Source organism: Nisaea sediminum (genome assembly GCF_014904705.1).
Taxonomy (GTDB): Bacteria; Pseudomonadota; Alphaproteobacteria; order Thalassobaculales; family Thalassobaculaceae; genus Nisaea; species Nisaea sediminum.
The window spans coordinates 143,345-168,602 of record NZ_JACZCQ010000003.1; the positions used below are offsets into that span (position 1 = coordinate 143,345).

General features: G+C 61.8%; 24 protein-coding genes and 1 tRNA gene. 15 read left to right on the forward strand and 10 right to left on the reverse strand.

What is annotated here, in order from left to right; all coding sequences use genetic code 11:
• Positions 1–34: 34 nt before the first annotated feature.
• Complete coding sequence (locus IG122_RS05675; RefSeq protein WP_226893362.1) at positions 35–2,359, reverse strand: molybdopterin guanine dinucleotide-containing S/N-oxide reductase; 2,325 nt, start codon at positions 2,357–2,359, stop codon at positions 35–37.
• A gap of 172 nt (positions 2,360–2,531) precedes the next feature.
• On the opposite strand from IG122_RS05675, the gene IG122_RS05680 reads away from it, so the two are divergent.
• Genes IG122_RS05680 through IG122_RS05690 form a run of 3 tightly spaced genes read left to right on the forward strand, consistent with a single transcriptional unit; the run spans position 2,532 to position 4,933 of the window.
• Positions 2,532–3,077, forward strand: a complete 546-nt coding sequence (locus tag IG122_RS05680; protein ID WP_193181307.1) for a phosphonopyruvate decarboxylase — start codon at positions 2,532–2,534, stop codon at positions 3,075–3,077.
• A 3-nt stretch (positions 3,078–3,080) separates the two neighbouring features.
• Positions 3,081–3,680: a thiamine pyrophosphate-dependent enzyme gene (locus IG122_RS05685; RefSeq protein ID WP_193181309.1), complete on the forward strand. Its 600-nt coding sequence runs from the start codon at positions 3,081–3,083 to the stop codon at positions 3,678–3,680.
• Between the two features lie 14 nt (positions 3,681–3,694).
• Positions 3,695–4,933, forward strand: a complete 1,239-nt coding sequence (locus tag IG122_RS05690; protein WP_193181311.1) for an MFS transporter — start codon at positions 3,695–3,697, stop codon at positions 4,931–4,933.
• A gap of 6 nt (positions 4,934–4,939) precedes the next feature.
• On the opposite strand, the gene IG122_RS05695 is transcribed toward IG122_RS05690, so the two are convergent.
• The 4 genes from IG122_RS05695 to IG122_RS05710 all read right to left on the reverse strand — a co-directional run bounded on the left by IG122_RS05695 (position 4,940) and on the right by IG122_RS05710 (position 8,341).
• Positions 4,940–5,260 (reverse strand): hypothetical protein, encoded by a 321-nt coding sequence (locus IG122_RS05695; protein ID WP_193181313.1) that lies wholly within the window; start codon positions 5,258–5,260, stop codon positions 4,940–4,942.
• A 196-nt stretch (positions 5,261–5,456) separates the two neighbouring features.
• On the reverse strand, positions 5,457–6,287 hold the full coding sequence (locus IG122_RS05700) for an aldo/keto reductase (protein ID WP_226893363.1): 831 nt from the start codon (positions 6,285–6,287) through the stop codon (positions 5,457–5,459).
• 38 nt (positions 6,288–6,325) lie between these two features.
• Complete coding sequence (locus IG122_RS05705; protein ID WP_193181317.1) at positions 6,326–7,390, reverse strand: isocitrate/isopropylmalate dehydrogenase family protein; 1,065 nt, start codon at positions 7,388–7,390, stop codon at positions 6,326–6,328.
• Positions 7,391–7,447: 57 nt separating this feature from the next.
• A complete protein-coding gene (locus IG122_RS05710; protein WP_193181319.1) occupies positions 7,448–8,341 on the reverse strand; it encodes an alpha/beta fold hydrolase in 894 nt (297 codons plus the stop codon).
• 183 nt (positions 8,342–8,524) lie between these two features.
• On the opposite strand from IG122_RS05710, the gene IG122_RS05715 reads away from it, so the two are divergent.
• Complete coding sequence (locus IG122_RS05715; protein ID WP_193181321.1) at positions 8,525–9,472, forward strand: DMT family transporter; 948 nt, start codon at positions 8,525–8,527, stop codon at positions 9,470–9,472.
• 14 nt (positions 9,473–9,486) lie between these two features.
• Here the strand turns inward: IG122_RS05715 and IG122_RS05720 are convergent, their stop codons facing one another.
• Together IG122_RS05720 and IG122_RS05725 are read right to left on the reverse strand one after the other, a co-directional pair.
• Positions 9,487–12,708, reverse strand: a complete 3,222-nt coding sequence (locus tag IG122_RS05720) for a PAS domain-containing protein (protein WP_193181330.1) — start codon at positions 12,706–12,708, stop codon at positions 9,487–9,489.
• 142 nt (positions 12,709–12,850) lie between these two features.
• Positions 12,851–14,125, reverse strand: a complete 1,275-nt coding sequence (locus IG122_RS05725; protein WP_319024821.1) for a hypothetical protein — start codon at positions 14,123–14,125, stop codon at positions 12,851–12,853.
• Positions 14,126–14,382: 257 nt separating this feature from the next.
• Between IG122_RS05725 and IG122_RS05730 the strand changes: the two genes are divergently transcribed.
• Entirely contained in the window at positions 14,383–14,781 is a 399-nt protein-coding gene (locus IG122_RS05730) for a hypothetical protein (RefSeq protein ID WP_193181332.1), read from the forward strand.
• A 113-nt stretch (positions 14,782–14,894) separates the two neighbouring features.
• Positions 14,895–14,970, forward strand: a tRNA-Thr gene (locus tag IG122_RS05735).
• A gap of 10 nt (positions 14,971–14,980) precedes the next feature.
• On the opposite strand, the gene IG122_RS05740 is transcribed toward IG122_RS05735, so the two are convergent.
• From IG122_RS05740 to IG122_RS23965, 3 genes are all read right to left on the reverse strand, one after another.
• Positions 14,981–16,918 (reverse strand): sensor histidine kinase, encoded by a 1,938-nt coding sequence (locus tag IG122_RS05740; protein ID WP_193181334.1) that lies wholly within the window; start codon positions 16,916–16,918, stop codon positions 14,981–14,983.
• A 193-nt stretch (positions 16,919–17,111) separates the two neighbouring features.
• Positions 17,112–19,091, reverse strand: coding sequence for an FAD-dependent 5-carboxymethylaminomethyl-2-thiouridine(34) oxidoreductase MnmC (gene mnmC, locus IG122_RS05745; protein WP_226893415.1), 1,980 nt, complete (start codon positions 19,089–19,091; stop codon positions 17,112–17,114).
• Positions 19,088–19,483, reverse strand: a complete 396-nt coding sequence (locus IG122_RS23965) for a cupin domain-containing protein (RefSeq protein ID WP_226893364.1) — start codon at positions 19,481–19,483, stop codon at positions 19,088–19,090. Before IG122_RS23965 ends, mnmC begins: the two co-directional genes overlap by 4 nt.
• Positions 19,484–19,597: 114 nt before the next feature.
• On the opposite strand from IG122_RS23965, the gene IG122_RS05750 reads away from it, so the two are divergent.
• The 9 genes from IG122_RS05750 (at position 19,598) to IG122_RS05790 (ending at position 25,250) form a co-directional block, all read left to right on the forward strand.
• Positions 19,598–19,843 carry a hypothetical protein gene (locus IG122_RS05750; protein ID WP_193181339.1) on the forward strand — a complete coding sequence of 82 codons (246 nt, stop codon included), beginning with the start codon at positions 19,598–19,600 and terminating at the stop codon, positions 19,841–19,843.
• Positions 19,844–19,900: 57 nt separating this feature from the next.
• Positions 19,901–20,653 (forward strand): SDR family NAD(P)-dependent oxidoreductase, encoded by a 753-nt coding sequence (locus IG122_RS05755; protein WP_226893365.1) that lies wholly within the window; start codon positions 19,901–19,903, stop codon positions 20,651–20,653.
• A gap of 20 nt (positions 20,654–20,673) precedes the next feature.
• Positions 20,674–21,048 (forward strand): hypothetical protein, encoded by a 375-nt coding sequence (locus IG122_RS05760; protein ID WP_193181343.1) that lies wholly within the window; start codon positions 20,674–20,676, stop codon positions 21,046–21,048.
• Complete coding sequence (locus IG122_RS05765) at positions 21,045–21,896, forward strand: alpha/beta fold hydrolase (RefSeq protein ID WP_193181345.1); 852 nt, start codon at positions 21,045–21,047, stop codon at positions 21,894–21,896. Before IG122_RS05760 ends, IG122_RS05765 begins: the two co-directional genes overlap by 4 nt.
• A gap of 1 nt (position 21,897) precedes the next feature.
• On the forward strand, positions 21,898–22,359 hold the full coding sequence (locus tag IG122_RS05770) for a YcgN family cysteine cluster protein (protein ID WP_226893366.1): 462 nt from the start codon (positions 21,898–21,900) through the stop codon (positions 22,357–22,359).
• 74 nt (positions 22,360–22,433) lie between these two features.
• Entirely contained in the window at positions 22,434–22,625 is a 192-nt protein-coding gene (locus IG122_RS05775; RefSeq protein WP_193181346.1) for a hypothetical protein, read from the forward strand.
• A gap of 86 nt (positions 22,626–22,711) precedes the next feature.
• On the forward strand, positions 22,712–23,251 hold the full coding sequence (locus IG122_RS05780) for a DUF2796 domain-containing protein (RefSeq protein WP_193181348.1): 540 nt from the start codon (positions 22,712–22,714) through the stop codon (positions 23,249–23,251).
• A 23-nt stretch (positions 23,252–23,274) separates the two neighbouring features.
• Positions 23,275–23,994, forward strand: coding sequence for an ABC transporter ATP-binding protein (locus IG122_RS05785; RefSeq protein ID WP_193181350.1), 720 nt, complete (start codon positions 23,275–23,277; stop codon positions 23,992–23,994).
• 26 nt (positions 23,995–24,020) lie between these two features.
• The gene (locus IG122_RS05790; protein ID WP_226893367.1) at positions 24,021–25,250 is read left to right on the forward strand and encodes an ABC transporter permease; all 1,230 of its coding nucleotides are present in this window, start codon (positions 24,021–24,023) and stop codon (positions 25,248–25,250) included.
• Positions 25,251–25,258 lie beyond the last annotated feature (8 nt).

The following is a 25,258-nucleotide window of genomic DNA, read 5'->3' on the forward strand; positions in this document are numbered from 1 at the left end:
AGCGAACGAGCCCTTCTCGCGGCAATGCACGATACTAAGCCTTTTCTTCGATCGGCGGTGGCACGAAGGACGTCACCGGCGGCGGCGTGCCTTGATACTTCTCGACCTCGACCAGAACCGAATGCGCGCTCGGCCCCTGCCCGAGGCTCGAGGTTCCCTTGTCGCGGGTCAGCACGTTCGGATTGCCGTGCTTGCAGAGCGAGCCGATCACGCCCGGCTCCTCCGGATCGTACCAGGCCCCGGTCGAGAGCTGCACCACGCCCGGGCGCACGGCGTCGGTCACGATCACACCCGCGAGACACGCCCCGCGATCGTTGTAAAGCCGCACAACGTCGCCGTTCCCGATCCCGCGTGCCGCGGCATCCACCGGGTTCATGCTCATCGGCTCGCGGTCCTTGATCTTCGAGCCGCGGCTGATCGCCCCGCTGTCGAGCTGGCTGTGCAGCCGGGTCTTCGGCTGGTTCGAGATCAGGTGCAGCGGATAGGTCTCGGCCACGGGAGCGCCGAGCCACTCATAAGGCTCGAGCCAGACCGGATGGCCGGGACAGTCCGCATAACCGAAGCCGGCAATTTCCTCCGAATAAAGCTCGATCTTGCCGCTCGGGGTCTGCAGTGGATTGGCCTCGGGGTCCTCGCGAAACGCCTCCAGCAGGATCATGGACTTCTTAGGCTTCAGGACCTCCATGGTACCGATCTCGCGAAAGGTCTCGAGATCGGGTAGCTCAAATTCGGCTTCGGCGGCGCGCTGGCGCGCCTGATCCCAGAGATGACGCAGCCAGCCCTCCTCATCCCGTCCTTCGGTGAAGCTCTCCGCAACGCCGAGCCGTTCGGAGAGGCCCGTAAAGACGTCGTAATCGTGCCGGGACTCGCCAACCGGCTCGATCGCCTTCTGCATGGCGACGATCGTCTGCTCCCAGTGGGTCATGGAGAGGTCGTTGCGTTCCAGCGCCGTGGTCGTCGGGAAGACGAAGTCGGCGTGACGCGCCATCGCCGTCCACCAGATCTCGTTGACGAAGACAGTGTCCGGCTGCCGGATCGCCTTCACCAGACGGTTCAGGTCTTGATGGTGGTGGAACGGATTGCCGCCGGCCCAATAGACGGCCTTGATGTCCGGATAGATCCGAGTCTGGCCGTCATAGACGAATTGTCCGCCCGGATTGAGCAACATGTCGGAGATGCGGGCGACCGGGATGAAATCCTCGACCGCATTATTGCCTTGAGGAAGCGCCGGCCACTTGAACAGCTCGACAGGGTTGCCGATGCCGTTCTCCGAGCCGTAGCCGAGGCCGAAGCCTCCACCCGGCAGGCCGATCTGTCCGAGCATTGCCGCCAGCAGCACGGTCAGCCAGAAAGGCTGCTCGCCGTGATCACCGCGCTGGATGCTCCAGGCCGTCATGATCATGGTTCGGCCGTCCGCCATGCGCCGCGCCAGCTTCCGGATCTCCTCCGCCGAAACCTCGGTGACGGCTTCCGCCCATTCCGGTGTCTTCGGCTGCCCGTCGCTCTCCCCGAGCAGATACGGCAGGAACTTCTCGAAGCCGGTGGTGTATTCGGCGAGAAAATCCTCGTTGTGCAGGCCCTCGCTGTAAAGCACGTGGGCCAGCGCCAGCATCAGAGCCGCATCCGTGTTCGGCCTGGGCGCGATCCAGTCGGCTTCCACCAGATCCACGACGTCGTTGCGGATCGGGCTGATATTCACGAACTCGACGCCCATGTCATAGGCGTTCTTCAGCCCCTCGAAGACGGTATGACGACCGACCCCGCCGGAGGTCACCTGCCCGTTCTTGACCGGCACGCCGCCGAACATCACGACCAGCTCGCTGTGTTCCGCGATCACCGGCCAGGTCGTGTGCCGATTCAGCAGGTCGGCAAAGGGACCGACGACATGCGGGATAATCACCTGCCCCGCGGCATAGCTGTAGGTATCGACATGGCGCACATAGCCGCCGATGCAGTTCAGGAACCGGTGCACCTGGCTCTGCGCGTGATGGAAGCGGCCCGCGCTCGACCAGCCATAGGATCCGCCGAAAATCGCCTGGTTGCCGTGCTGCTCCCTGATCCGCTTCAATTCGGCCGCCGCCATGTCGAGCGCCTCGTCCCACGGCACGGCGACGAAAGGCTCGCCGCCACGGCTCTCGCGCGAGGCCGGGCCCTTCTCCAGCCAGCCCTTGCGGATCATCGGCCGGCGCACGCGCACGGCGTCGTCCACCGCATCGACGATCCCCGGACCGATGATCGCAGGAGCCGGATCCTTCTCGTAATCGTGCACGGCGACGAGCTTGCCGTTCTCGACTTCGGCAAAATAGGTGCCCCAGTGCATCGAGGTCGGAATCAGGCGGCGGTCGGTCTTGAGCGACATGTCAGTGTTCCCGGTTGGAAGTCGCCAAGACTATGGGGCAGGCATCGACCCAAGACAATGGAACGCTTGGCAATATCGACATCGCGGAACGGGACCGGTTCCGTCGCCCGCGTGGACAGGCATTCCTGCTGCGGGCACATTGCATGCGAGGCTTCCAACAGACGGAGATCCCATGAGCGGCGACTGGAGTGCGAGCGCGCACCAGCTCTTCAAGGAGCACGACATCAAGCAGGTGGCCTATGTGCCGGATGCGGGTCTCAGCAAGCTGATCAAGTCCAGCCTCGCGGACAACGACATCCAGACCGTGCCGCTCTCCACCGAGGAAGAAGGCATCGCGGTCTCCGCGGGCGCCTGGCTCGGCGGGCAGAAATGCGCCGTGCTGATGCAAAGCAGTGGGGTCGGCAACACGATCAACATGATCGCCTCGCTGACCACGACCTGCGCCTTCCCGCTCTTCATGATCGTGACCATGCGCGGCGACTACGGCGAGTCAAATCCCTGGCAGATGCCGATGGGTCGCGCCGTGCAGCCGGTGCTGGAAGCGGTCGGCGTGCGGTGCCTCCGGGCCGAGACGCATGAAGAAGCGGCTGAGGCGGTCAAGGCGGGACTGATGATGTCCTTCCATGGCGGCGAGGCCGTCGCCGTTCTGATCGGCCAGAAACTGATCGGCGCGAAACCCTTTACCGGCGCCCATGCCGGCATGCAGGCGGAGGGCTGACGCATGGCCACGCAGAAACTGTTCCGACGCGACGTCGTCAAGAAGCTCATGTCGGTGCGCGGCGACGCGCTCTGCATCAGCGGGCTCGGCTCTCCGACCTGGGATCTGGCCGCGGCCGATCATCGGGATGAGAATTTCTACATCTGGGGCGGTATGGGCGGCGCCACGCCGACCGGCCTCGGTCTCGCACTGGCGCAACCAGACCGAAAGGTGTGGGTGCTGACCGGTGACGGCGAACAGCTGATGGGCGTCGGCAGCTTCTCGACCGTCGCCCTGCAGCAGCCGAAGAACCTCGCCATCATCGTGCTCGACAACGAGCATTACGGCGAGACCGGCATGCAGGCGGCACCGACCGGACGCGGTACCGATCTCGCCGCGATGGCGGCCGGCGCCGGCATCGCCCAGACCGTGACGGTGACGGACGAAGCCGGGCTGGACGATCTGGCGAAGCGCCTGAAGGAAGGAAATTTCCCCCTGGTCGCGGTGATCAAGATCGATGTCCGGACCGGAGAAACCGTGATGCCGCCGCGCGACGGCAAATACGTGAAGACCTCTTTCCGCACCGCAGTTCTCGGAGCCGACAAGGCGCAGCATCCCAGCTGACGGAGAAAGGCGGCATGACCGCACGCCCCGAGACCTCGCCTTCCCCGCCGCCGCTCCGCGACACGGTGACGGTGGTGTTTTTCATGATCTGGGTGCAGCTTATCGGCTCGATGGCATCCCTTTGGCTGCCGGCCATCGCCCCTGAGGTCGCGGGCAGCCTCGGGGTCGACGCGTCGCTGATCGGCTTCCAGGTCGTCGCGGTCTATCTCGGCGGGATGGTGACCAGTCTCTTCGCAGGAGGCCTGGTTTCCAGACTCGGAGCATGGCGGATCTCGCAGGTCAGCCTCATCCTTTTCGCCCTCGCCCATCTGGTAATCGCCAGTGGCTCGATGCCGCTGATCGCCATTGGATCCTTCATCATCGGGTTCGGCTACGGCCTGATCAATCCGCCCGCAGCGCACCTTCTCTCGAAGGTTGTCACACCGAAGAACCGCAATCTGGTCTTTTCCATCCGCTTCACCGGCGTGCCGCTCGGTGGGATCGCCGCCAGCACCTTTGCGCCGGCGATCGCACTCGCCGCCGGCTGGCGCCCCAGCATGGGCGTGACGATTGCCGTGGCACTGGGGCTCGCGCTGATCATGCAGATCTTCCGCGCGCGGTGGGATGCCGACCGATCGCGCGAAGCCCCGCTCTTCCGCTCACCGTTGGCCGACATCCGGGACGCCTGGGGCCTGCCGGTGATCCGCTGGATGTGTTTCACCGGACTTTTCCTGGCCGCGATCCAGCTCTCTCTCAACGCCTTTGCCGTGACCTTTCTGGTCGAGGAAACCGGATATACACTGGTCGCGGCCGGTCTCGCCCTGACCGCAGTGCAGGTAGCCGGTGTCATCGGCCGCATCGCCTGGGGCGTCCTCGCAGACCGTATTCGCAGCGGCTTTAAGGCCCTTGTGATTAACGCTCTGCTGACCGCAGGATCGGCACTCGCGACAGTATTCGTTGCGCCCGAATGGCCGGTCGGCCTGGTCTATCTGCTGTTTTTCATTTTCGGTTTCACAGCCATGGGCTGGAACGGCGTCTATGCCTCGACCGTGGTCGAACACAGCCCTGATGGCAGAGCCGGGAACATGACCGGCGCGGCATTGTTCTTCACTTTTTCCGGGGTCATTGCCGGCCCGGCAATCTTCACACTCGGCTACCAACTGACCGGGGCCTATAGCGGCAGCTTCCTGATCACCGCTCTGCTGGCAATTGCCGGAACAGCCGCAATCCTGCTCGCCGCCCGCGGGGCGCGCAAGGCCGCCAAAGACCGATAGGGAAATTCAGGAACCGAGCTTGACCGAACGGGAACGAATGTCTTCGAACTTCGGGTTCGGATTCATTTCCGCGAGCGGATCGGTATATTCACCGTGCTCGGCGAAAATCGTCGCATTTTCCAACGCCGTTTTCTCGACCTTCCGGGTCTCCCGGGGGTTGAGCATCCGAAAGGCCTTGTTGGCATCGTTATAGGCCTTGGTCTCGAGCGTCTTGGCTGCTTTCGCAATCGCTTCGTGAACGAAGCCCGCCCCTACCGTCCGATCGACCGCTTCGGCAAGGATCTCGAGGCTCTTACGCTCAACATATCTGTTATCGACCGCACTCATCGCCTCACTCCACATTGCCGCGCATCGACGCCATGACACCTCATATTGTGGTGATTCGCCGATTCAAAGCCAAGTACTTTTTATGCGGAAAGCATACAAGGATAGTCAGCCCACCAATCAGGGTGCGAAATATCACAGCGACGTCGGTATCTTAAGTGAAATGCAGGAGTCACTTAAAAAGTCGCAATCTTGCCGCCTAAAGGATCTCCAGAGCGCGTTTTGCCCCCGGAGGTGGAAAAACGCGGTCCAGGCGAGCCAGATCCCTGTCATCGAGCTCGATGTCGAGCGCGGCCCGATTGGACCGGACATGTTCCGGATCGGACGATTTCGGTATGGCAATCATCCCGGGGCTTCTCAGAACCCAGGCCAGTGCGATCTGGGCCGCGCTGGCACCCTTCTCGCGGCCGATCTCGTCAAGCACATCGTTCCGCAGCCGTCCCTGCTCAAGTGGCGAGTAAGCCATCAGGGGCATGCTCCGCTCCCCGGCCCAACGCACGAGATCCCATTCGATGCCGCGCCGCGACAGGTTGTAGAGCACCTGATCCGTCTGACAGGAAGCCGGCCCGGCCACCCGCTCCCACGTGTCCATCTCCGCGACATCGAAATTGCTGACGCCGTAGCCGCCGATCTTCCCGGCAGTCTTCAGCTCGTCAAACGCCTCGATGGTCTCGCTCAACGGGTGCGAGCCCGGCCAATGCAGCAGATAGAGGTCGAACCGGTCAGTCCCGAGACGCCGAAGGCTCGCCTCGCAGGCTGCTATCGTGCCTTTGCGACTCGCGTTGTACGGCAGCACTTTCGAGACGATGAAAACGTCGTCTCGGCAATCGCGGACAGCTTCGCCGACAACCTCCTCGGCCCCGCCATCCGCGTACATTTCCGCCGTGTCGATCAGCGTCATTCCGAGTTCGATGCCGAGCTTGAGGGCACGCACCTCCGCGGCGCGGCTGGCCGCGCGCTCCCCCATGAACCAGGTACCTAGCCCCAATGCGGGAACCTCGCGCCCGTCCGGAAATGCTATCTGTCTCATGACGTTCCTCCCCTGCATGCCCCGATCGTCGGGCAGCTTCAGGTTTCCGCGATACGCGCCGCGACCGCCGCCCCGAAAGCGTCCGTTCCAAGCGTGCCGCCCGTATCCCGGGTCCGGGTCTCCGCTTTGGCGACACAGTGCATGACCGACTTTTCGATAGCGCCCGCAGCTTGCCTGAGGGCATTGCTGTCGTTTCGCTCCGCCAACCAGTCCAGCAGCATACCCGCCGAAAGCATGACCGAGCTCGGGTTGGCGAGGTTTTTCCCCGCAATATCGGGGGCCGATCCGTGCGCTGCCTGCGCCACCGCATTGTTCGATCCGGCATTCAGAGAACCGGCAAAGCCCAGTCCGCCGGCAAGTTCCGCCGCTTCATTGGAAAGGATATCGCCAAACATGTTCGAGGTGACAACCACGTCGAACGCTCCCGGACGGCGGACCAGATGAGAGGCCATGGCATCGACCAGAACCTCGTCGATCGCGATCTCGGGAAAGGCTGCCGCCCCTTCCTTCACGGCCTCGAGGAACAGGCCGTCGCTCAGCTTCAGCACGTTGGACTTGGTCACGATCGTGAGCTTCCTGCGCCGGGTCATCGCGAGTTCCGCCGCCGCCCGCCCGATCCGCGTCGCTCCCGCCCGGGTGATCTTGCGGACCGCCATGGCCATGTCCTTGTCGGGCATGAACTCGCCGCTGCCGGCGAACATCGTGCGGTCGGCGTAGAAGCCCTCGGTATTCTCGCGGACGATCACGAGATCCATGTCCTTCACCAGGGCCGCTTCGTTGCCGACGGAACGGCTCGGCCGGATGTTGGCAAACAGGTCCATCCGGCGGCGGAATTCGGCGGACGGATTGAGGCCGCCCTGCGCCGCCGGCGGATAGGTCGCGGTGGAGACAGGTCCGAGAACGACCCCGTCCGCCTCGAGCGCGCGCTGGAACACTTCATCTGGCAAGGTTATCCCGTGCCGCCTGAGCGCGGCCTCGCCGATCTCGTGCTCCTCGAAATCGAGATCAAGCCCGAACCGCTCCGATGCGGCGCGCAGGACCGTCTTTGTCGCCTCGACGATTTCCGGGCCGATGCCGTCGCCCGGCAGGATCACGAGCTTCATGAGTTTCCCCTACCTTGTTGATCGCCGTTCACGCGGCTTTTTGAGAGTTCCCGGCCGTCAGAGTGACCGTCGCAGCATTTCTAGATAGCAAGAGTTGAAGGCTGCCGCGGCCTCGTACTGAACCCAGTGACCGACGCCGTCCAGCACCACGATCTCCGCTTGCGGATCCGCGGCGCGAATGTCCGCGTTCCGTCGCTCCAGCATGCCCGCCGCTGTGACATCCTGCGCGCCCCAGATCGCGTTCCGCCGTCCCCGGATGCGCGGCAACGAGCGCAGAACCGTGTCGGACAGAGAAAAAGGCCGCGAACGAAAGCGTGCCCTTTCCGTATTCGACAACTGGATATCGATCGCCAATTCATCGACTTTCGACGGATCGGCGAACATCAACACTTCCAGATTGTTGCGGGCCGCCGCCCGGCGCGCAGGCTGGTCCATATCCGAAGTGATCTTCACCAGACCTTCCGTCGGACGTTCCCGCGGGCCGAAGCCGGCCGCGCCGACCAGCGTGAAACTGAGCACCCGATCCCCGAATTCGACGGCGACGAGGCTTCCCGGAACGGCGCCGAACGAGAAACAGCCGAGTTGAAACGGCTGGTCCGGACCGAGGATTTGCTTCAGTCCACCTCCGAGTATCTCGGCGAGAAGCTCCGCTGTCGCCGGTTCCCCCGGCCGGTCACTGTCACCAAGCCCCGGCAGATCCGGCGCAATCACGGTAAATTCACGGGAGAGCGTTACGATATTACGACACCAATGATTCCAGGATCCGAACCCACCGTGCAGCAGAACGACCACAGGCCCGGAACCCCATTGGCGCCAGACCATACGCCCGTCGCCGCAAGGAGTCGTACGCAGCTCCCCTGATTGAAGTATCGGATCGAGCGCAACTGGGGAAAGAGGCTCTTTCATTCGCCCTTCACCGGAAAAGTCAGATTTCATGACGAGGATTTTCAATCGAAGGATAGATGCTTAACGAAACTCCGGACAGATCTCAGGCCCCGGTTCCGGCCATTTTACAGGGAGATCCAATCTGTGTCCGGACACCCTGTTTCTCGTTCAAACTCAAAGACAAACCGATTGACAACAACCAAAAAGATCGCCGCAATACCGTCGTCACCTTATATGTAAGCGGGCCTTATGCCAGATAGTGTGGACTCAAGAAGAAGCCTGGTCGCCGACCGGTTGGAAAGGTCGCTTCCAATTCAGATCTGGCACAAAGCTCCGGAAAATGTAAAGGGCTGCATCTGGCTGGTTCTGGCATCCCTGTTCTTCGCGGTCATGACTGCCGCGATCAAGGATGTCGGCCAGAGGATCCCGGTCTGGGAGATCCTCTTCATCCGCCAGATCTGTGTCATCCTCATCCTCGGACCGCAGCTTTTCCGTTCCTTTCCGGCCGGTTTCAAGACCGAACGCCTGCATCTGCATGGCCTGAGGATCGGGTTTTCCCTGCTCGCCATGGCCGCGGGCTTCACAGCCGTGATCTACATGCCGCTGGCACAAGTCACGGCGATCTCCTTCGCCCGCACCCTGTTCATCACCTTGCTCGCGGTTCTCATCCTGAAGGAAGTGGTCGACCTCAAACGCTGGGGGGCGACCCTGTTCGGATTTGCCGGGGTGCTGGTCGTCCTGCAGCCGAGCTTCGACGGTATCGATTTCTATGCCGGTCTTGCGATGGCGTCCGCGGTCTTTGTCGCCGCCGTCATGATCCTGACGCGGATCCTGACGAAAACGGAATCGCCGATGACGATCATGACCTATCAATCCTTCGGACTGACGATCGCCTTCGCCATTCCGGCCATTTTGTTCTGGGAAACGCCGACCTACGAGGAAATGGCGATGATGGTGCTGACCGGCGTCCTGATGTCGCTGGCGCAATATTCCAACATCAAGGCCTACAAGCATGGCGAGGCCTCCGCCGTGCAGCCGATGGAATATACCCGCCTCGTCTTCGCCGGCCTGATCGGTGTGATGTTCTTCCAGGAAATGCCCAGTCTCTGGACAATCGTCGGTTCGATCGTGATTTTCGTCGGCGCGATCTATTCGGTCAGGGAAATGCGCCGCAACCGCGCCGTTCCGGACGAATAAGAGAAATCACCGGCTCATTTTCCGCCGGCGTTCGGCATCAGACCGTGTTCGTAAAGGCCGGCAATCAGAAGCCGCAACCGCGGCCAGTCCACCGGCTTGGTTTCGAACTCCGTCAACCCTGCTTCCATGTATTTCATCCGGTGTTCGGGCATCGCATCGGCGGAAAGTCCAATGATCGCAGCATTCCGGTTCGGCCCGGTTCCGGCTCGGATCTCCCGCGTCGCGTCCGGTCCGTCCAGCTCCGGCATCTGCATATCCATCAGGATAAGGTCGAACGGCGTCTCTTCCGCCTTGCGTACGGCCGCCCGGCCATCGCACGCGATCTCCGTCCTATGTCCCCATTTGCCGAGCATCATCGCAATCAGATCCGCGTTGAGCGAATTGTCCTCCGCCAGAAGAATATGCATGCTTGGCGTGTTTTTCGGATCGGCCTCCGTTACCGGACTTTCGTCGCGATCGTCCGCCTCGGAATTTGCGGCGGCTTCCTGGCAGCTTCCGGCCGGTTCGAACTTCAACTCGAAACTGAACCTGCTGCCCTTCCCCACCTCTGAGTCGACGCTGATGCTGCCGTCCATGGCATCGGCGAGCCTGCGGCAGATTGCCAACCCAAGTCCCGAGCCTCCGAACTTGCGGGTTGTCGAAGTATCGACCTGGTCAAACTGATTGAACAGCCGCGACATGGCCTCTTCCGGGATTCCCATCCCGGTATCCGAGACGCTCCCCCGCACGATCAGAGCACCGTCCTCGAGGGATGAGCCGAGACGCAGTTCTATCTTGCCTTCCGCCGTGAACTTGACCGCGTTGCTGATAAGGTTGGCCAGTATCTGCTTGAAGCGCAAAGGATCGCCGCGCAATTCTCCGACGGTATGCGGTTCGACCGACAAGAGAAGCTCGAGGCCTTTATCGGCCGCTGCGATTTGAAAAAGATCGACTGTTTCGCGCGCCGTCTTCGCGAGGTCGAACTCAATCGACTCGAGCTTGAGCTGACCGGCTTCGATTTTCGACAGATCCAGAATGTCGTTCAGCAAATTCTGCAGCGTTTTGGCACACTGCCCGAGGACGTCGAGATATCCTCGCTGAGATTCATTTAGCTTTTCCGCCCGCAGCATCTCGACCATGCCGAGGAGTCCGGTCATCGGCGTGCGGATCTCATGGCTCATCATCGCCAGGAACTGGGACTTGGCCTCGTTGGCGGCTTCCGCCGCGACACGGGCGGCATCGAGGTCGGCCGCCAGCTTCTCGAGAGCGTCATGCTGCTCGGATAGCTGCGCGTGCGCGATCTCGAGCGCTGTCTCCCGGCGCTTCAGATCGGTCACATCGGTTACCGTCGAAACCGTTCCACCGTCTTTGGACGTGCGTTCGGCAATCAGGAAGACACGGCCGTCGGGAACGCCGACGAGGATCGGGTCTTCTTCGGGATGGCGATGCCATTCCATCCGTCTCCTGATCCAGCTCTCCGGATCGTCGACATCATTCGGCAGAAGACCGTGCTCCTGCAGGAGACGCAGATAGTCCTCGAACAACAGTCCAGGCATCACGTGCTCGGCAATTTCCGGGCGCAGGTTGCGATAGGTGTCGTTGAAGATCACGAGCCTGTCGGCCGCGTCGTAATATGCAAAAGCCTCGTCGATCGCTTCGATGGCATCATTGAGCCGCCGCTCGCTCTGCTGGATGCGCTCCTGCGCTTCCTTGATCTCGGTAACATCGACCAGCACACCCGTCAGATCGGTCCTGTCCTCGGAAACCGAAACGACTTGCGACATGCTGCGTATCCATCGAATCCCTCTGAGCGGCAGTTCGTAGCGCGCTTCGAAGCGAACCTGGTCACCGGTCCGCAGGTCCCGCTCCAGCACTTCTCTGACGGTCGCCAGATCTTCCTCGACCGGCACCAGACCGGCGGTCACACCCATGGGGCTCGAATCCTCGAAACCGAAGATTTCCTCGGCCTTCGGACTGACATATGTGAAGAATGGCTGCCTGTCCTTGCCAAGCGACCACTGGCAGAGCACGCCCGGGACAGTGCGAGCGATGTCGCGCAAGCGGGCTTCGCTCCGCGCAACCCGCTCCTGGTCGATCTTGCGCCGCGTCGTATCGACAATGGAGCCGACGATCCGCTCCACGGATCCACTCGGTCCCCTGATCGCCCGGGCGCGCCAATGAACCCAGTTCACGCGGCCGTCCCTCGAGCAGACGCGCACCTCGATGTCCATCATCGCACGATGCCCGATGCAGGCCCGGAACTGCCCTTTGAAATGGGCAAGATCCTCGGCCTGCACGATCCCGTTCAGGCCATCCAGCGCACTCGGCGGCTCGTCCAGCCCTCCGGTCAGAATGTCGGAGGCAAAGTCCGACCAGAAAAAGCCGTCTCCGGCGAGGTCATATTCCCAAACGCCGATTCCGCCGGCAAAAACCGCCAGTTCATAGCGTTCCTTGACCTTTTCCAGCTCCTCGCTGGCGGCACGGGCCTCGGTGACGTCCCGCCGCATGGTGATCAGAGCGCCCGTTTCGGTGCGGAATTCGTGCGCGGAATACCAGCGCCCACTCTTGTGCCGGCGCTCGCCCAGATCCGAAACGCCGGCCCGTCTGGCCGCGATGCGTTGAGCCACGTAGGCCTCCGGATCGTTCAACGCCAGCGGGCTGTCGATGACCCGGTTCTTGAGGCTGATGCGGAGCACCTCTTCGAAGGTCATGCCCTCAAGGTTATCGATATCTTTCAGGTAGGGAAAAAGTTCGAAATATTTCGGGTTTGCATACACATACCTGTCATCCGGGTCATAGATGCTGACCGCTTCGTCAAGCACGTCGATGGTCTGACGCAACAGCTCGTTGACACGCCCTGCCCGCTCGACGTCGCGGCGCTGGGAAATATCCAGGAAAACCCCGATGACCGCGACGACCTTTCCGTCCGGGCCCAACTCGGGTGTCCCGCGCGAGACGACGTTGCGGACCTTGCCGTCGGGACGGCGAATTCGCAAAGAGAACTCGAACGGCTGCGCGTTTTCGATACAGCGGCGGACCTCGCTCTCGACCTTCGGGCGATCCTCGGGAACATAGGCATTTAATGCCGTCTCGAGACTAGGCGGGCCTGCTGACGGGTCGAGCCCGTGGATACGGAAAGCCTCATCCGACCAGAAGATCGAGCCGGAAACGAGATCCAGGCGCCAGCAACCGAACCGGGCAAGCCTTTCGGCCATCTGCAACAAGTCAGCCTGCGATTCAGAGCTCAGTTCGGTCATGTCGCGGGCAGCTTTTTGCTGAGCGGCCTTTGATGAGCACATAACGTCGGACGCTCCTCGGCGCGAAGCATTTTGCCGAGCGAAAGGCACGTAACCAGGAAATCAGATGCGCTCCGGCGGCCTCGGCAGCTCCGGAACGATACTAGCTTACCGCACCGACCTTCTGCTCGATATCCTTGATCCGCTTGAGGCCGGGCTTGATCTCGGAATTGATGAATTCCAGACGCTTCACCGGTCCACCGCCATGGTTCGGAAAACGTGCCTCGTACAGATTCAGCTTCACCGCCAGACCGCAAAGAACAGCACCGATGCTCACATGGTGCGCGGTAACCAGCTCCTGGAAGGATTGGAACGAATCGGCGCTGATATTTTCCCAAAATGCATGCGAGCGGTGATTGAAATATTCAAACCGGCCGACGAGAGACGTCGAAATCTCGTTGAGATCCGACTCGATATCCATCAACACCTTCAACTGCGCTCGGTCGTTCTGGATCTGATAGTTGCTGTGCAGCTCTTCCATCCAGCTGATGAAAGACGGAAGCTGCGACATGATCTTGTCGAGGCAGCTGCGGAAATAAGACAGCGACAGGAAGATGTCGCCATAGCGCTCAAGGAACTTCGGGACCTCGGTCAGCTCGGTGTTGAGCTCTTCGGCAAGCCGCTTCAGCTGCGCCACCGCTTCGTTCCGGTTCGGCGATGCGACCATCTTGATGATCTGCCCGACATCGCTGATCTCTTCCGACTTGTCGCCGCCATAGACACGCTGGATGAGAGGCCGCGTGAAGGCGCGCATATATTCTGTAAGTTCCGCACGCTTGGCGTCGGAAAGCTGCAATGCCGAATAATCCTCGAAACCGATCTCCAGGTTTCTGAGCTCAAGGCGCAGGGAGTAGACGTCGAAAGATTCGAGGGTCGAAAGTTTTTCAAGAATGATCAGATCGTGCGAGAGCGCGCCGCCGACATCCTGAAAATAGCCATGCAGTTCCTTCGCCTCGACCTGACCGCTGCCAGACGTACCGTCACGAAACAGTTCGATTGCGCTTTCCAGGCGCGCATTCTTGATCATGAACGCTTTCTTGAGCCCTGGAGTCTGCAAAGGAATGATCGACAGAGGCATGGTGTGAAGCGAATCAAGCGCTTCTTCGTCCACCTTGCCTTTGGCGGATGACTTCTTTTCCTGCAATTCGACGCTCATACGAACCAGCTCGTTCAGATTTCGTCTCGGAGTCCATAATCCCTCATTGTGCTTAAGAATTAATAAACATAAATCGGAGCGGAGTAAAAAACGGCGGGATCTCCACGACGACACACAGGCAAATCCGTTGTCGCTCCGCGAGCTTTCAGGCGCTTTCCGAACTGAAAGCAGAATCCGGAAGCACGTTCGATCAGCCGCTTCGCATTTCCCCGAAAGTTGCACCGTCCGATCAAACTCCTTTCAGAGTTTACGCTCTTTTCGGCACAAAAAAGTATGCATTACGGAAACAAAAGCAGAACATATCGGAAACGCGCCTCAATCTGATAAAAAAAATATGCTAAATAGGGGAAATTTATCTCAATTCGATTCACGAGCGATTCACGATTTCCCCCTTAAAATTCAATCGGCGGCCTCATCCGGGTAGGGAGAGGCTCCGTTTTGGATAGGACATGCAGTCGTAAATCGGCTCGGAGTGATCGATGCTCGAAAGTTTAGAATTGAACAATCGGGACCCGCGAGGCCGCGAGCTTTACGTTCGCCACCAGCAAGTATACTCACTACTCGAACTCAACGTGCGCTTGGTACAGCTTCGCAAGATTGGAACCGATGCTGTGGAAATCGACCGGGCGGCGGAAGATCTTTCGGCTCTGATATCGGATATCGTAACCCGTTACGAGGAAGCCGCAGCGCCACGCCGCGAAGCTCCGGTCTATACGGACAGTCAGATCTCGAAACTGGAAAAAGCCCTGACGGCGCTGAAGCTGCTATGCGAAGATCATGCGCCGATATCGCACCTCATGCGGGCTGCGAGAAATGTCGTGACGGCAGGCTCCTTACCGCGCTTCGATCCGCCGAAATTGATTGTTTCGAACATGTGAAGCAGGCCGGTGAAAGACATGCGGTGGCCAGCTTGCGCCGCTTGCAGGCGTTCTGCCAACCGTCTCTGTTGACTGCCGGCGCCGCAGGCTGTATCCCGCAGAAATCTGAGGATGCCGGTTTAGCTCAGTTGGTAGAGCATCTGATTTGTAATCAGAGGGTCGGGGGTTCAAGTCCCTCAACCGGCACCATTTCCCCGTCCTAACGACCGATGCTTCGATTTTCCGGAAAGGCAAGATCGACCGTCGTTCCCTCGCCGAGAACGCTCTGAAGATCGACCGCACCGCCGTGCAGCTCGACGAAACGTTTCACGAGTGACAAGCCGAGGCCCGAGCCCTCGTGGCTGAGCAGGGCTGTTTCCCGCACCTGAACGAACGGTTCCAGAACACGAGCCAGGTGCTCTTCCGGAATACCGATCCCGGTATCCCGGACCTTGATATGGATGCATTCCGCATCATCCCGCTCCGACAGGATCAGAACCTTCCCGCCACGGTCCGTGAACTTGATCGCATTGGAGACGAGATTCATGACCATCTGCCGGATCAGCCTGGTGTCCGCGCGCAAATAAGCGGCATTCTCGCCGACCTCGACCTCGAGCGAGATCCCCCGTGATTCTGCGAGGCGTCGAAATCCGCGGCAGACGAAATCAAAAGCGGTCGCGAGTTCGACCTCATCTTCGGAGAGCTCAAACGTGGAAGATTCGATTTTGGAGAGATCCAGCACGTCGTCCACGAGCGAGAGGAGATGCCTGCCCGAGGTCACAACATCGTTGGCATATTCTACATATTGCGGTTTTCCGACCGGCCCCAGCATCTGATCGCGGATAATCTCCGAAAAGCCGATGATCGAATTGAGCGGCGTCCTCAGCTCGTGGCTCATTCCGGCGAGAAAATTACTCTTCGCCCTGTTGGCCGCCTCGGCGTGCTCCCACGCCTTCCGCAGTCGGCGTTCGGTCGCCACCTGTTCGTCGATGGACCGGTCCGCGCCGCGATAGCCGACGAAACGTCCGCTTGAGCTATAGAGCGGCTTTCCGGAAGAGGAAATCCAGCTTTTCGTGCCGTCTGGCCGATCGACGAAGAAAACGAAATTCGCGAACGGGATCTGTTGCCCCATCGTCGCACTGTGTTCGCGCAAAGCCGCTTCCGACATGCCGGTCACATCGCATTCGGACAAACGACGGCCGAGGAAATCCGACGCCGGACGGCCGACAATTTTTTCGAACGCCCCCGATACATATGTAAACCTCTGATCTGCATCGGTTTCCCACAAATAATCGAAGACAATCTCAGCATGGTCCCGGAAGCGGGCCTCGCTACGGGCCAGCAAGCCGATCTGACGAAGCGCCAGGAAGAGCGCACCGGCGAACAGGGTATTGACGAAAAGCACGGGGATCATCGGGCTTACGAGCCCCGAACTCGAGCCATGCGCCCTCACCTCCAGGCGATAAACCTGGTCGAGAACCGTCAGTTCGTGAGACAGGCTAGAGACGACCGGCTTATCCGGGGTATTCGACTGTTCGGCCACGAACGCGTCTCCATGATAGAGACCGACCGAAATCCGGCCACGAGGATCGAGCGCCGCGATGCTGTCGACGAGGTCGTTGAACCGAAGAACGACATTGACCAGCCCCAACGTCTCGCCCCCGCGCGCAACGGGGAAATAGCCCGCGAATCCGCGCCCGCCTTGCAAAAGCGTGACCGGACCCGTCGCATGCGGCCGTCCGTCCTTGCGAACCGCCGCTATTACGCTCCCCGGTCCATCCAATGCACTCAGGTTCCGGTCCTTGACCGCCTCGTTCCCTTCCAGAGGAACAATCCAGCGCGCGACCCCTTCGCGATCGACCCAATTCACCGCCTGGACGCCACTGAAATTCTCGTGGAACGCCCTCGCCAGTTTCACGAATTGTGCCTCTTCGACCGTCGCGTCTGACATCGCCAATTGCGCAACCAGTCCGGCGATCGAACGAAACCGCGTGTCGAGGTAGTTCTGAAGGTTCTGCGCGATGTGGGCACGGGCGAACGCATGCTGCGCGGCCCGCTCCTCATTGTCACGCGCCTCGATCATAAGTTGCGCATATAACGCGGCTGCCAAAACGACAACGAAAGCAAGCGCCGATATCGCGGCCGGCGCGCGCGTCACCCGCTCGCTGAAAAATGACGAGAGCCGGTTCTTTTGCTTGGTGTGACCTGGCACGATCGCGAGCTTTCCGTTCCTGCAGACCAAAACGTTGGATCGATAGAGATCGCGATGCTGTCTGCCTTTTTCGACTATCTCCGGATAAGCTTAACGAAAGGTTTTCCAACCGGTACTAGCGCGCCCGATTGCGCACTCTCTAACTAAAAAAAGCATCCAGGCGCCCTTGGCGAAAGGCCCGAACGGCAAAACGGGCCGGGTCGCCGGCCAGCCCCGCCGCCATCTCAAGCGGCCAGACCTCCCCGAACAGCCTTGCCGCCAGCAGTTCAGCCGCCAATGGCGCAGTGACGAACCCGCGCGAGCCGAGCCCACCGAGCACGAGAATGTTCGATGCCGGAAGGAGAGGTCCTCCGCGCGGAACCGGTTTCGCGAAAGCCGACCGCAGATCCATTCCGTCCGGCACCGCGCCGAACAACGGCACCCGGTCCGGCGTCACGGCCCGCAGCCGCGCACGGCCAGCCCAGGTCGCATCCGGACTGGAGACAAAAGCCGACAGACAGGGCGGAAGGTTGGAATGGTTGCGCCGGTGATCCTCATCGGTCACCGCATCTTCCCATCCCGGGCCGATCCGGTTCACTGGATCGTGCGTCGCCCCCAGGAGACGGATGCCGTCCCGCACAGGCGACAGATAACCGCCCCAGGAAAGTGCGCATCTGAGTTGGTCGTCCTGCCCGGGCGCCGGGACCATTGAGAGCTGGCCGCGCACGGGCGCGAGCGGAAGCCAATCGCCAGCGGAAAAGCTTCCGTTCTCAATGCCGGCCGCAAGAATCACCGTATCGGCCTCACCAAGAATGTCACCACGATCGTCAAGCAGCCTCAAACCGCTTCCGGTCCGCGCCAGACTGTCGACACGGCGGGCGACACACGGAGTCCCCTCCATCCAATCGCGGAGCAACTTTTCCGTCCCGAGGAGTCCCGCATCGGCATGGAAAAGTCCCGGGCAGTCCAGTTCCACTCCGGCGACATCGCTCGCTCCCGCGGCATCCAGAAGTTCGGCGCGGGCGGCCGGATGCCAGTCATGTCCGCGCGCCTTCTCCGCCCGGACGAACGATGCCTCCTGCTCGAGCATGACCAGAACGCCGACCGGGTCCCAGGCATCGCTTCTGCCATATTGCTCGACCGCATAACGGTAGGCCGCAGCATGGAACCTGGCGGCCGGGCTGTCGCCCGCATCCATGCGCGGCATGACGAGCGCCAAGGGATTCCCCGAGGCCCCCGATCCGACGCCGCCGGCATCGTAGAGATCGGGCGTAACCCCTCGCCGCCGAAACGCGCGGACCAGCGACGCGCCGGCAATGCCGCCGCCGACGATGGCGATACGCATGTTCCGGCCGCGCTCCACCACCGGCGAAACCAGCCGTGCAAAGTCGGTTTGCCCGGCAGGCGCATTGTCTTGTTTCCGAGCCACGGACATCTCGCGCTTGCGCCCGAAGCCCGGGATTTTGGTGACCTCGAATCCGGCGGCGGCCAGCCCCCGGCGCACCGCCCCCGCCGACGTGAAGGTGGCAAGCGTGCCGCCCTTGGCAGTCAAGCGCCCGATCCCCGTCAGCACCTCCTCGCGCCACATCTCCGGATTGCGCGAAGGGGCGAAGCCGTCGAGGAACCAGGCATCGATGCGGGCCTTCAGTTTCGGGAGCAAGGCTCCTGCCTCGCCAACGGCGAGTGTCAGGACGATTCCCCACTCCTCGAAGTGAACGCGGTGCAGCCCCGGCACCGGATCAGGATAGCGTTCGGCCAGCGCGCCGGCGACCTCGGCGATTTCGAGCCACCGTTCGAGCGCGCGGCGGCACTCCCCGGCGGCGAGCGGAAAGCCCTCTATGCTCACATAATGCAATAGCGCGCCGGGCGAGCGCGTCCGGCGCCAGAGATCGGCGACCGCGCAGAAATTGAGACCGGTCCCGAAGCCGGTCTCGCCAATGGTGAAGGAATCCCGCCCGACCCAGGCGTCCGGAAGTCCGTTTCCATCCAGAAAGACATGACAGGTCTCGGCGAGGCCGTCCTCGGCGGAGAAATAGACGTCGCCGAACCGCTCCGAAAACGGGAGAGATCCTTCCTGCCAACTCAGGTTCGGGGAAATGGTCCGGCCCTCCTTGTCCGGCGGGCCGCGTCGCCCGTTCAGCTCTCCGGCGCCTCGACTTCGTAGGTCTTGAAATTCGCCGGCGCAACGACCTCGATCAGCTCGAGATCCTCGGAATGTTCTATTTCGCGATGTTTGATCATCGGTGGCTGCAAAACACAATCGCCCTCCTTGATCATGTGCACGCCCTGCCCTTCATATTCGAACTTCGCCCAGCCCTTCAGGACGTAGAACATCTGGAACGTACAGTCATGCACGTGCCAGGCACCGGTGGCGTTGTGTCCGTCCCGCGCCTTGATGACATGAGAGACCACATCGCCTTTGGAGGCGTCCTCGATCCCGAGATCGCGATATTCGAAATAGCTCCGGAGCCCACGCGCGACGAACGGATGCTCATCCCCGACGTGATGCAGGAACTCGTGTTTTTCCGTCATGTTTTTCCTCCCACTGACTTTGGAATCAGTCTAGCGTTCGCTCGGTGCCGGCCTCAAGCGAAGCCGCATCGAAACAGGCCTTCAGGCCGGAACAATGAAAAGTCGGAGAATGATATGTCGGACTCGGATGCGGGAGTTCTGCCGGACGACGAACAGAAACGCGTTGCGCTGAAACTCATCCTCGAGGCCTGGGACGAGGCCGTGGACCAGGGCTGCGCTCCGGAGATGGTCGCCTCATCCGCAATCTTTGCGGCCCTGACCGATATGATCGAGAATTACGGCGAGCAGGCCGTCGCGGACATGGTGGCCGAATGGCCCGACCGGATCCGCGAAGGAGAATTCACGCTCGCGTCGAAGTAACACCGGACCGGCCAACGAGTCCGGATGGCAAATAAACAAGGCTTGGGGAGAAGCGCATTGAAGGACGGGGATTTCACCGGTCGCTCCGCGATCGTGACGGGCGGCGCGAAGGGCATCGGCCTTGCCGTTGCCAAACGCATTCTGGAGCGCGGGGGCAAGGTCGCCCTTTGGGACGTGGATGCGGACGCGCTCGCGGCCCGTGTCTCGGAACTCGGAAATCCTTCGGGTCTGTCGGCGGCGACGGTCGATGTCAGTTCGGAAGCGAGCGTGGCCGTCGGTCACGCCAATTCGGTCGGCGCCATCGGACCGATCGACCTGCTGGTCAACAGCGCCGGCATCATCGGACCGACGGTTCCGACCACCTCCTACGCGTTGCCGGATTGGAAACGGGTCATCGATATCGACCTGACGGGCGTCTTTCTATGCTCGAAAACCATCGCACCTGGCATGGTCGAGCGCGGCTTCGGGCGGATCGTCAACATCGCCTCGATCGCCGGCAAGGAAGGCACGCCGAACGCCCCGGCCTACAGCGCGGCGAAAGCCGGCGTAATCGCTTTCACCAAGGCGATGAGCAAAGAGCTTGTGAATACCGGCGTCCTCATCAATTCCATCGCGCCCGGACCGATTGAAACCGAGATGGTTGCGAACGCGGACCCGAAGCATGTCGAGATCATGATTTCGAAATGTCCGATGGGACGCCTCGGCACCGCGGAGGAAGTCGCCACCATGGTGTGCTGGCTGCTCTCGGAGGACTGCACCTTCAATACAGGCGCCTGTTTCGACCTGTCCGGCGGCCGCGCCGTCTACTGACCCCGGAGAGACCCAGTTCCATGTTCGACTGCCTGACAGATGCCGTCGCCAGCCGCCCGCACCTTCGCCATATCGGCCGCTACATGCGGTCGGCTTTCTTGCTCGAGGTCGGCGACACGCCCTATCACGTCACGGTCGAGAACGGCGCCGTCAGCGCCGTCGAGGTGGGCCCCTTCAAGATGCGGAGCTGGGACTTCGCCATTCGTGCGCCGCGGGAGGTCTGGGAGACATTCTGGTCCGACGCACCGCCGCCGGGCTATCAGGACCTCTTCGCGATGACCCGCTACGGACATGCCCGGCTTGAAGGCAACACCGCGCCGCTGCTGCACAATCTGCGCTACGTGAAGGAACTGCTCGCGCTTCCCCGGACCCTGCGTCAGGAGGCGGGGAAATGAGCGCCAGGATCGAGCCGATTGCCGGCCGTTACGTGCATCTCGAGATCGAGGGCCGACCCTACCGGATCTATTTCGAGGAAGCCGGCAGCGGTATCCCCCTGCTCTGCCTGCACACCGCGGGGGCGCATTCGAGCCAGTACCGGCATCTGATGTGTGATGGCGCTGTCACCGACCGGTTCCGGGTCATCGCCTTCGACCTGCCGTGGCATGGCAAGTCGAACCCGCCGGAAGGCTGGCAGGACGAGGAATACAAACTGACCAGTAGCTTCTATGTCGCCGCCGTCGAGGCCTTTACCGAAGCGCTCGACCTCGATCGCCCTGTGGTGATGGGCTGCTCAATGGGTGGCCGGGTCGTCGTTCGTCTTGCGCTTGAGAAGGGCGCCGCGCTCCGGGCCGTTATCGGCCTAGAAGGCTCGGACCATCCCTCGCCCTGGTATGACAACAGCTGGCTGGAAAGCCCGGAGTTCCTGCGCGGAGATTTCTGCGCCGCCCTCGTCTCCGGCCTCGTCGCGCCGCAAAGCCCGGACGAGTTCCGCTGGGAAACGCTCTGGCACTACTATCAAGGCGGCCCCGAGGTCTTTAAGGGCGACATGCATTTCTACCGCACCGACAGCGACTATGCGCGCCAGAGCGCAACCATAGACACCAGGGTCTGCCCGGTCTTCCTGATGACGGGCGAATACGACTATTCCTGCACGCCGGAGGACACGATCGAGACCGCCAAGCGCATTCCCGGCGCGGAAGCGATCATCATGAAGGAGATGGGTCACTTCCCGATGTCGGAAAACCCCGACGCCTTCCGCGAACAATTGCTGCCCGTTCTGGCGCGGATCGCCGGGAAGGAGTGAGATGACGGTCGAGAGCGAAATTCGGGACCGCCCCTACTGGAAATCCACGCCGCTCGAGGAAATGAGCGGCGAGCAGTGGGAAGCACTCTGCGACGGCTGTGGAAAATGCTGTCTGGTGAAGCTGATCGACGATGTGACCGACGAGCTGCATTACACGGACGTCGCCTGCAGGCTGCTCGACTGCCATTCCTGCCGCTGCAAGGATTACCCGAACCGAAAGGCCAAGGTGCCGGATTGCGTGATCCTGACGCCGAAACTTCTCGAGGATCTCGTCTGGATGCCCTCGACCTGCGCCTACCGGCTGGTCAAGGAAGGCAAGGACCTGCCGTTCTGGCATCCTCTCGTCTGCGGCGATCCCGAGATGGTGCACGAAGCCGGGATTTCGGTCCGGGGACGCGCCGTCTCGGAGGATCTGGTGCCGGACGAGCAACTTATAGAACACATCGTCGAATGGGCCGAATGACTGAAAGCGGGGCACATCCCCCTTTTATCAATGGAGAAGCGACCCCACTTTTGGACGGGAGAAAGGGGGCTGATATGAGCCGAGGCATGTGGATACTGGCCGCGCTACTGGCCGTGATCGCAATGGCGACGATCTATCAGGAGGAGTTCGGCGGCGGCGTCGACCGGCCATGGGCGGCCTGCAAGGAAAGCATGGTCCAGCAATGGCTTTCCGGGAACTGCACCCCCAGGGACGGCGCGCAGATCAATATCCAGCCGCAAAATTGAACCTGGAGCATCGATAGTATCTGGTGAAGTTAATTTGTTATGTTATAACATCTCAAATTCAACTCACCGCTCCCGGAGCTCCGAAGATGATCCGTTCCGCATCAGCCGCCGTTCTGCTTGCCGCCCTGGCCGCCTCACCCGCCGCCGCGAGCGAAACCCGTTCCTCCAGCGCCCATGAACATGGTCATGGACAGCTCAATATCGCTATCGAAGGCAACAGCGTGCTGATGGAGCTCGAAATCCCCGGTGCGGATATCGTTGGCTTCGAGCATGAAGCGAAATCCGACGCCGACAAGGCCGCAATGACCGACGCAGAGAAGAAGCTGAAGGACGGCGCCGCGCTGTTCCATTTCCAAGGGGCCACCTGCACTTTCGCGCAGGCACAGGTCGAAGACGGTCACGAGGATCACGGCAAGCAGCCCGCCGCGCAGGAGGAGCAGCATTCCGAATTCCACGTGGCCTACGAGATTTCCTGCGACGACGCCTCCAGGCTCACCGGAATCGAGTTCCCCTTCTTCGCCGTCTTTCCGCATAGCGAGGAGCTCGACGTGACGGTCCTCGGCGCGCAAGGTCAGTTCAAGTATGAGGTGGAGCGCGATACGCCTATGCTCCCCCTTAAGAACTGAACTTCTCTATCCCGGAACGAACCGTGGCAGCCCCCCAACTCCGACCAGACGACAGCTCGCCTGCGATTGCCCTCTCGGGTGTGCAATTCGAATGGAAAGGGACCGGCTTTCGGGTCGCCGTCGACGCGTTCCAGGTTGCACGGGGGGAGCGGGTTCTGCTGCTCGGCCCGTCCGGCGACGGCAAGTCGACCCTGCTGGGCCTGATTTGCGGGATCTCGACGCCGGCCGAGGGGAAGATCGAGATCCTCGGCACGGATCTCGCGGCCCTCTCATCGGCGCGGCGCGACCGTTTCCGGGCGGAGCATATCGGCGTGATCTTCCAGATGTTCAATCTGCTTCCCTATGCCTCGGCACTGGAGAATGTGCGCCTCGGCCTTGCCTTCGCTCCCGGACGCGCCCGCCGCGCAGGCGGGGATGCGGACGCCGCCGACGAGTTGCTGACCCGTCTCGACCTCCCGGAAGGCAAGATGCGGCTCCGCCCGGCCTCCGGTCTCAGCACCGGCCAGCAGCAGCGTGTCGCCGCCGCCCGCGCTTTGATCGGCGGTCCGGAGCTCATCGTCGCGGACGAACCGACCTCGGCGCTGGACGGCGCCAGCCAGGAGCGTTTCCTGGACTTGCTCTTCGCGCAACTCGACAGGCTCGGCGCGAGCCTGCTGATGGTGAGCCACGACGAACGCCTTGCACCGCGCTTCGACCGCGTCGTCCGCACGACCGACGTTCTCAGAACGGAGGCAGCGGCGTGATTCTGCTGAGACTCACTGGACGCTCCATGGCCAACAGGTGGGCGACCGCATTGCTTACCGTGCTCGCTCTCGCGGTCAGCATCGCGCTGTTTCTCGGCGTGGAACGGGTTCGGACCGGGGCCCGCGCCAGTTTCGGCAATACCATATCCGGCACCGACCTGATCGTCGGTGCGCGCAGCGGCGGTGTGCAGCTCATGCTCTATTCCGTGTTTCGGATCGGCAACGCCACCAACAACATGACCTGGGAGAGCTACCGGGACATCGCGCGGCAGCCGGAGGTCGCCTGGACCGTACCGCTCTCCCTCGGCGACAGCCATCGCGGCTTTCGCGTACTCGGCACCACGGAGGCCTATTTCGAGCATTACCGCTTCCGCGGCGGCAGGAAGCTCACGATGCGGGCTGGCGAACCCTTCTCGGACCTGTTTGACGCAACCCTCGGCGCGGACGTGGCAGAGGCGCTCGGCTACAAGGTCGGCGATCCGATCGTCGTCGCGCACGGGCTTGGCGCGATCGGCTTCAGCCGGCACGAGGACATGCCGTTCCGGGTCTCGGGTATTCTCGAGAAGACCGGCACGCCGGTCGACCGGACAGTACATGTCAGCCTCGCCGCGATCGAGGCGATCCATGTCGACTGGCAGAGCGGCGCCCGCATCCCGGGTCAGTCGACCGGGGCCGACGCGGTCCGGCAGATCGATCTGACTCCGAAATCGATCACCGCGGCTCTGGTCGGCGTGACCTCGAAACTGAAGACCTTCAAGCTGCAGCGCTTCATCAACGATTACCCGGAAGAACCGCTGCTCGCCGTGCTGCCGGGCGTCGCGCTGCAGGAGCTCTGGTCGCTCATCGGCGTTGCCGAGACCGCGCTCGCAGGTGTGTCCGCGATGGTCGTGCTGACCGCCGTCATCGGCATGGTCGCGGCCATTCTTTCCAGCCTTGCAGAACGGCGCCGGGAAATGGCGATCCTGCGGTCGGTCGGCGCCGGCCCCGGCACGATCGCGCTGCTGACCGTGCTCGAAGCCACCCTTCTCTCGCTCGCCGGCGCCGTTACGGGAACCGCCCTATTCCTTGCCGGGCTGGGGATCGCCGGACCGTTGGCGGACGAGGCCTTCGGGCTCTACCTGCCCTTCACGCTTCCGACCGCGCGCGAAGTGGCGATCTTGGGAATATTCGTTCTCGCTGGTATCGTTGCAGGGCTGTTTCCTGCCCTGCGCGCATACCGGATATCTCTCGCGGACGGCATGACGATCCGGCAATAGGAGGCTGG

Coding starts and splice junctions, on each gene's coding strand:
- IG122_RS05675 (WP_226893362.1), bottom strand. CDS start 2,359: ATGTCGCTCAAGACCGACCGCCGCCTGATTCCGACCTCGATGCACTGG.
- IG122_RS05680 (WP_193181307.1), top strand. CDS start 2,532: ATGAGCGGCGACTGGAGTGCGAGCGCGCACCAGCTCTTCAAGGAGCAC.
- IG122_RS05685 (WP_193181309.1), top strand. CDS start 3,081: ATGGCCACGCAGAAACTGTTCCGACGCGACGTCGTCAAGAAGCTCATG.
- IG122_RS05690 (WP_193181311.1), top strand. CDS start 3,695: ATGACCGCACGCCCCGAGACCTCGCCTTCCCCGCCGCCGCTCCGCGAC.
- IG122_RS05695 (WP_193181313.1), bottom strand. CDS start 5,260: ATGAGTGCGGTCGATAACAGATATGTTGAGCGTAAGAGCCTCGAGATC.
- IG122_RS05700 (WP_226893363.1), bottom strand. CDS start 6,287: ATGAGACAGATAGCATTTCCGGACGGGCGCGAGGTTCCCGCATTGGGG.
- IG122_RS05705 (WP_193181317.1), bottom strand. CDS start 7,390: ATGAAGCTCGTGATCCTGCCGGGCGACGGCATCGGCCCGGAAATCGTC.
- IG122_RS05715 (WP_193181321.1), top strand. CDS start 8,525: ATGCCAGATAGTGTGGACTCAAGAAGAAGCCTGGTCGCCGACCGGTTG.
- IG122_RS05720 (WP_193181330.1), bottom strand. CDS start 12,708: ATGACCGAACTGAGCTCTGAATCGCAGGCTGACTTGTTGCAGATGGCC.
- IG122_RS05730 (WP_193181332.1), top strand. CDS start 14,383: ATGCTCGAAAGTTTAGAATTGAACAATCGGGACCCGCGAGGCCGCGAG.
- IG122_RS23965 (WP_226893364.1), bottom strand. CDS start 19,483: ATGACGGAAAAACACGAGTTCCTGCATCACGTCGGGGATGAGCATCCG.
- IG122_RS05750 (WP_193181339.1), top strand. CDS start 19,598: ATGTCGGACTCGGATGCGGGAGTTCTGCCGGACGACGAACAGAAACGC.
- IG122_RS05760 (WP_193181343.1), top strand. CDS start 20,674: ATGTTCGACTGCCTGACAGATGCCGTCGCCAGCCGCCCGCACCTTCGC.
- IG122_RS05765 (WP_193181345.1), top strand. CDS start 21,045: ATGAGCGCCAGGATCGAGCCGATTGCCGGCCGTTACGTGCATCTCGAG.
- IG122_RS05770 (WP_226893366.1), top strand. CDS start 21,898: ATGACGGTCGAGAGCGAAATTCGGGACCGCCCCTACTGGAAATCCACG.
- IG122_RS05775 (WP_193181346.1), top strand. CDS start 22,434: ATGAGCCGAGGCATGTGGATACTGGCCGCGCTACTGGCCGTGATCGCA.
- IG122_RS05780 (WP_193181348.1), top strand. CDS start 22,712: ATGATCCGTTCCGCATCAGCCGCCGTTCTGCTTGCCGCCCTGGCCGCC.
- IG122_RS05790 (WP_226893367.1), top strand. CDS start 24,021: ATGGCCAACAGGTGGGCGACCGCATTGCTTACCGTGCTCGCTCTCGCG.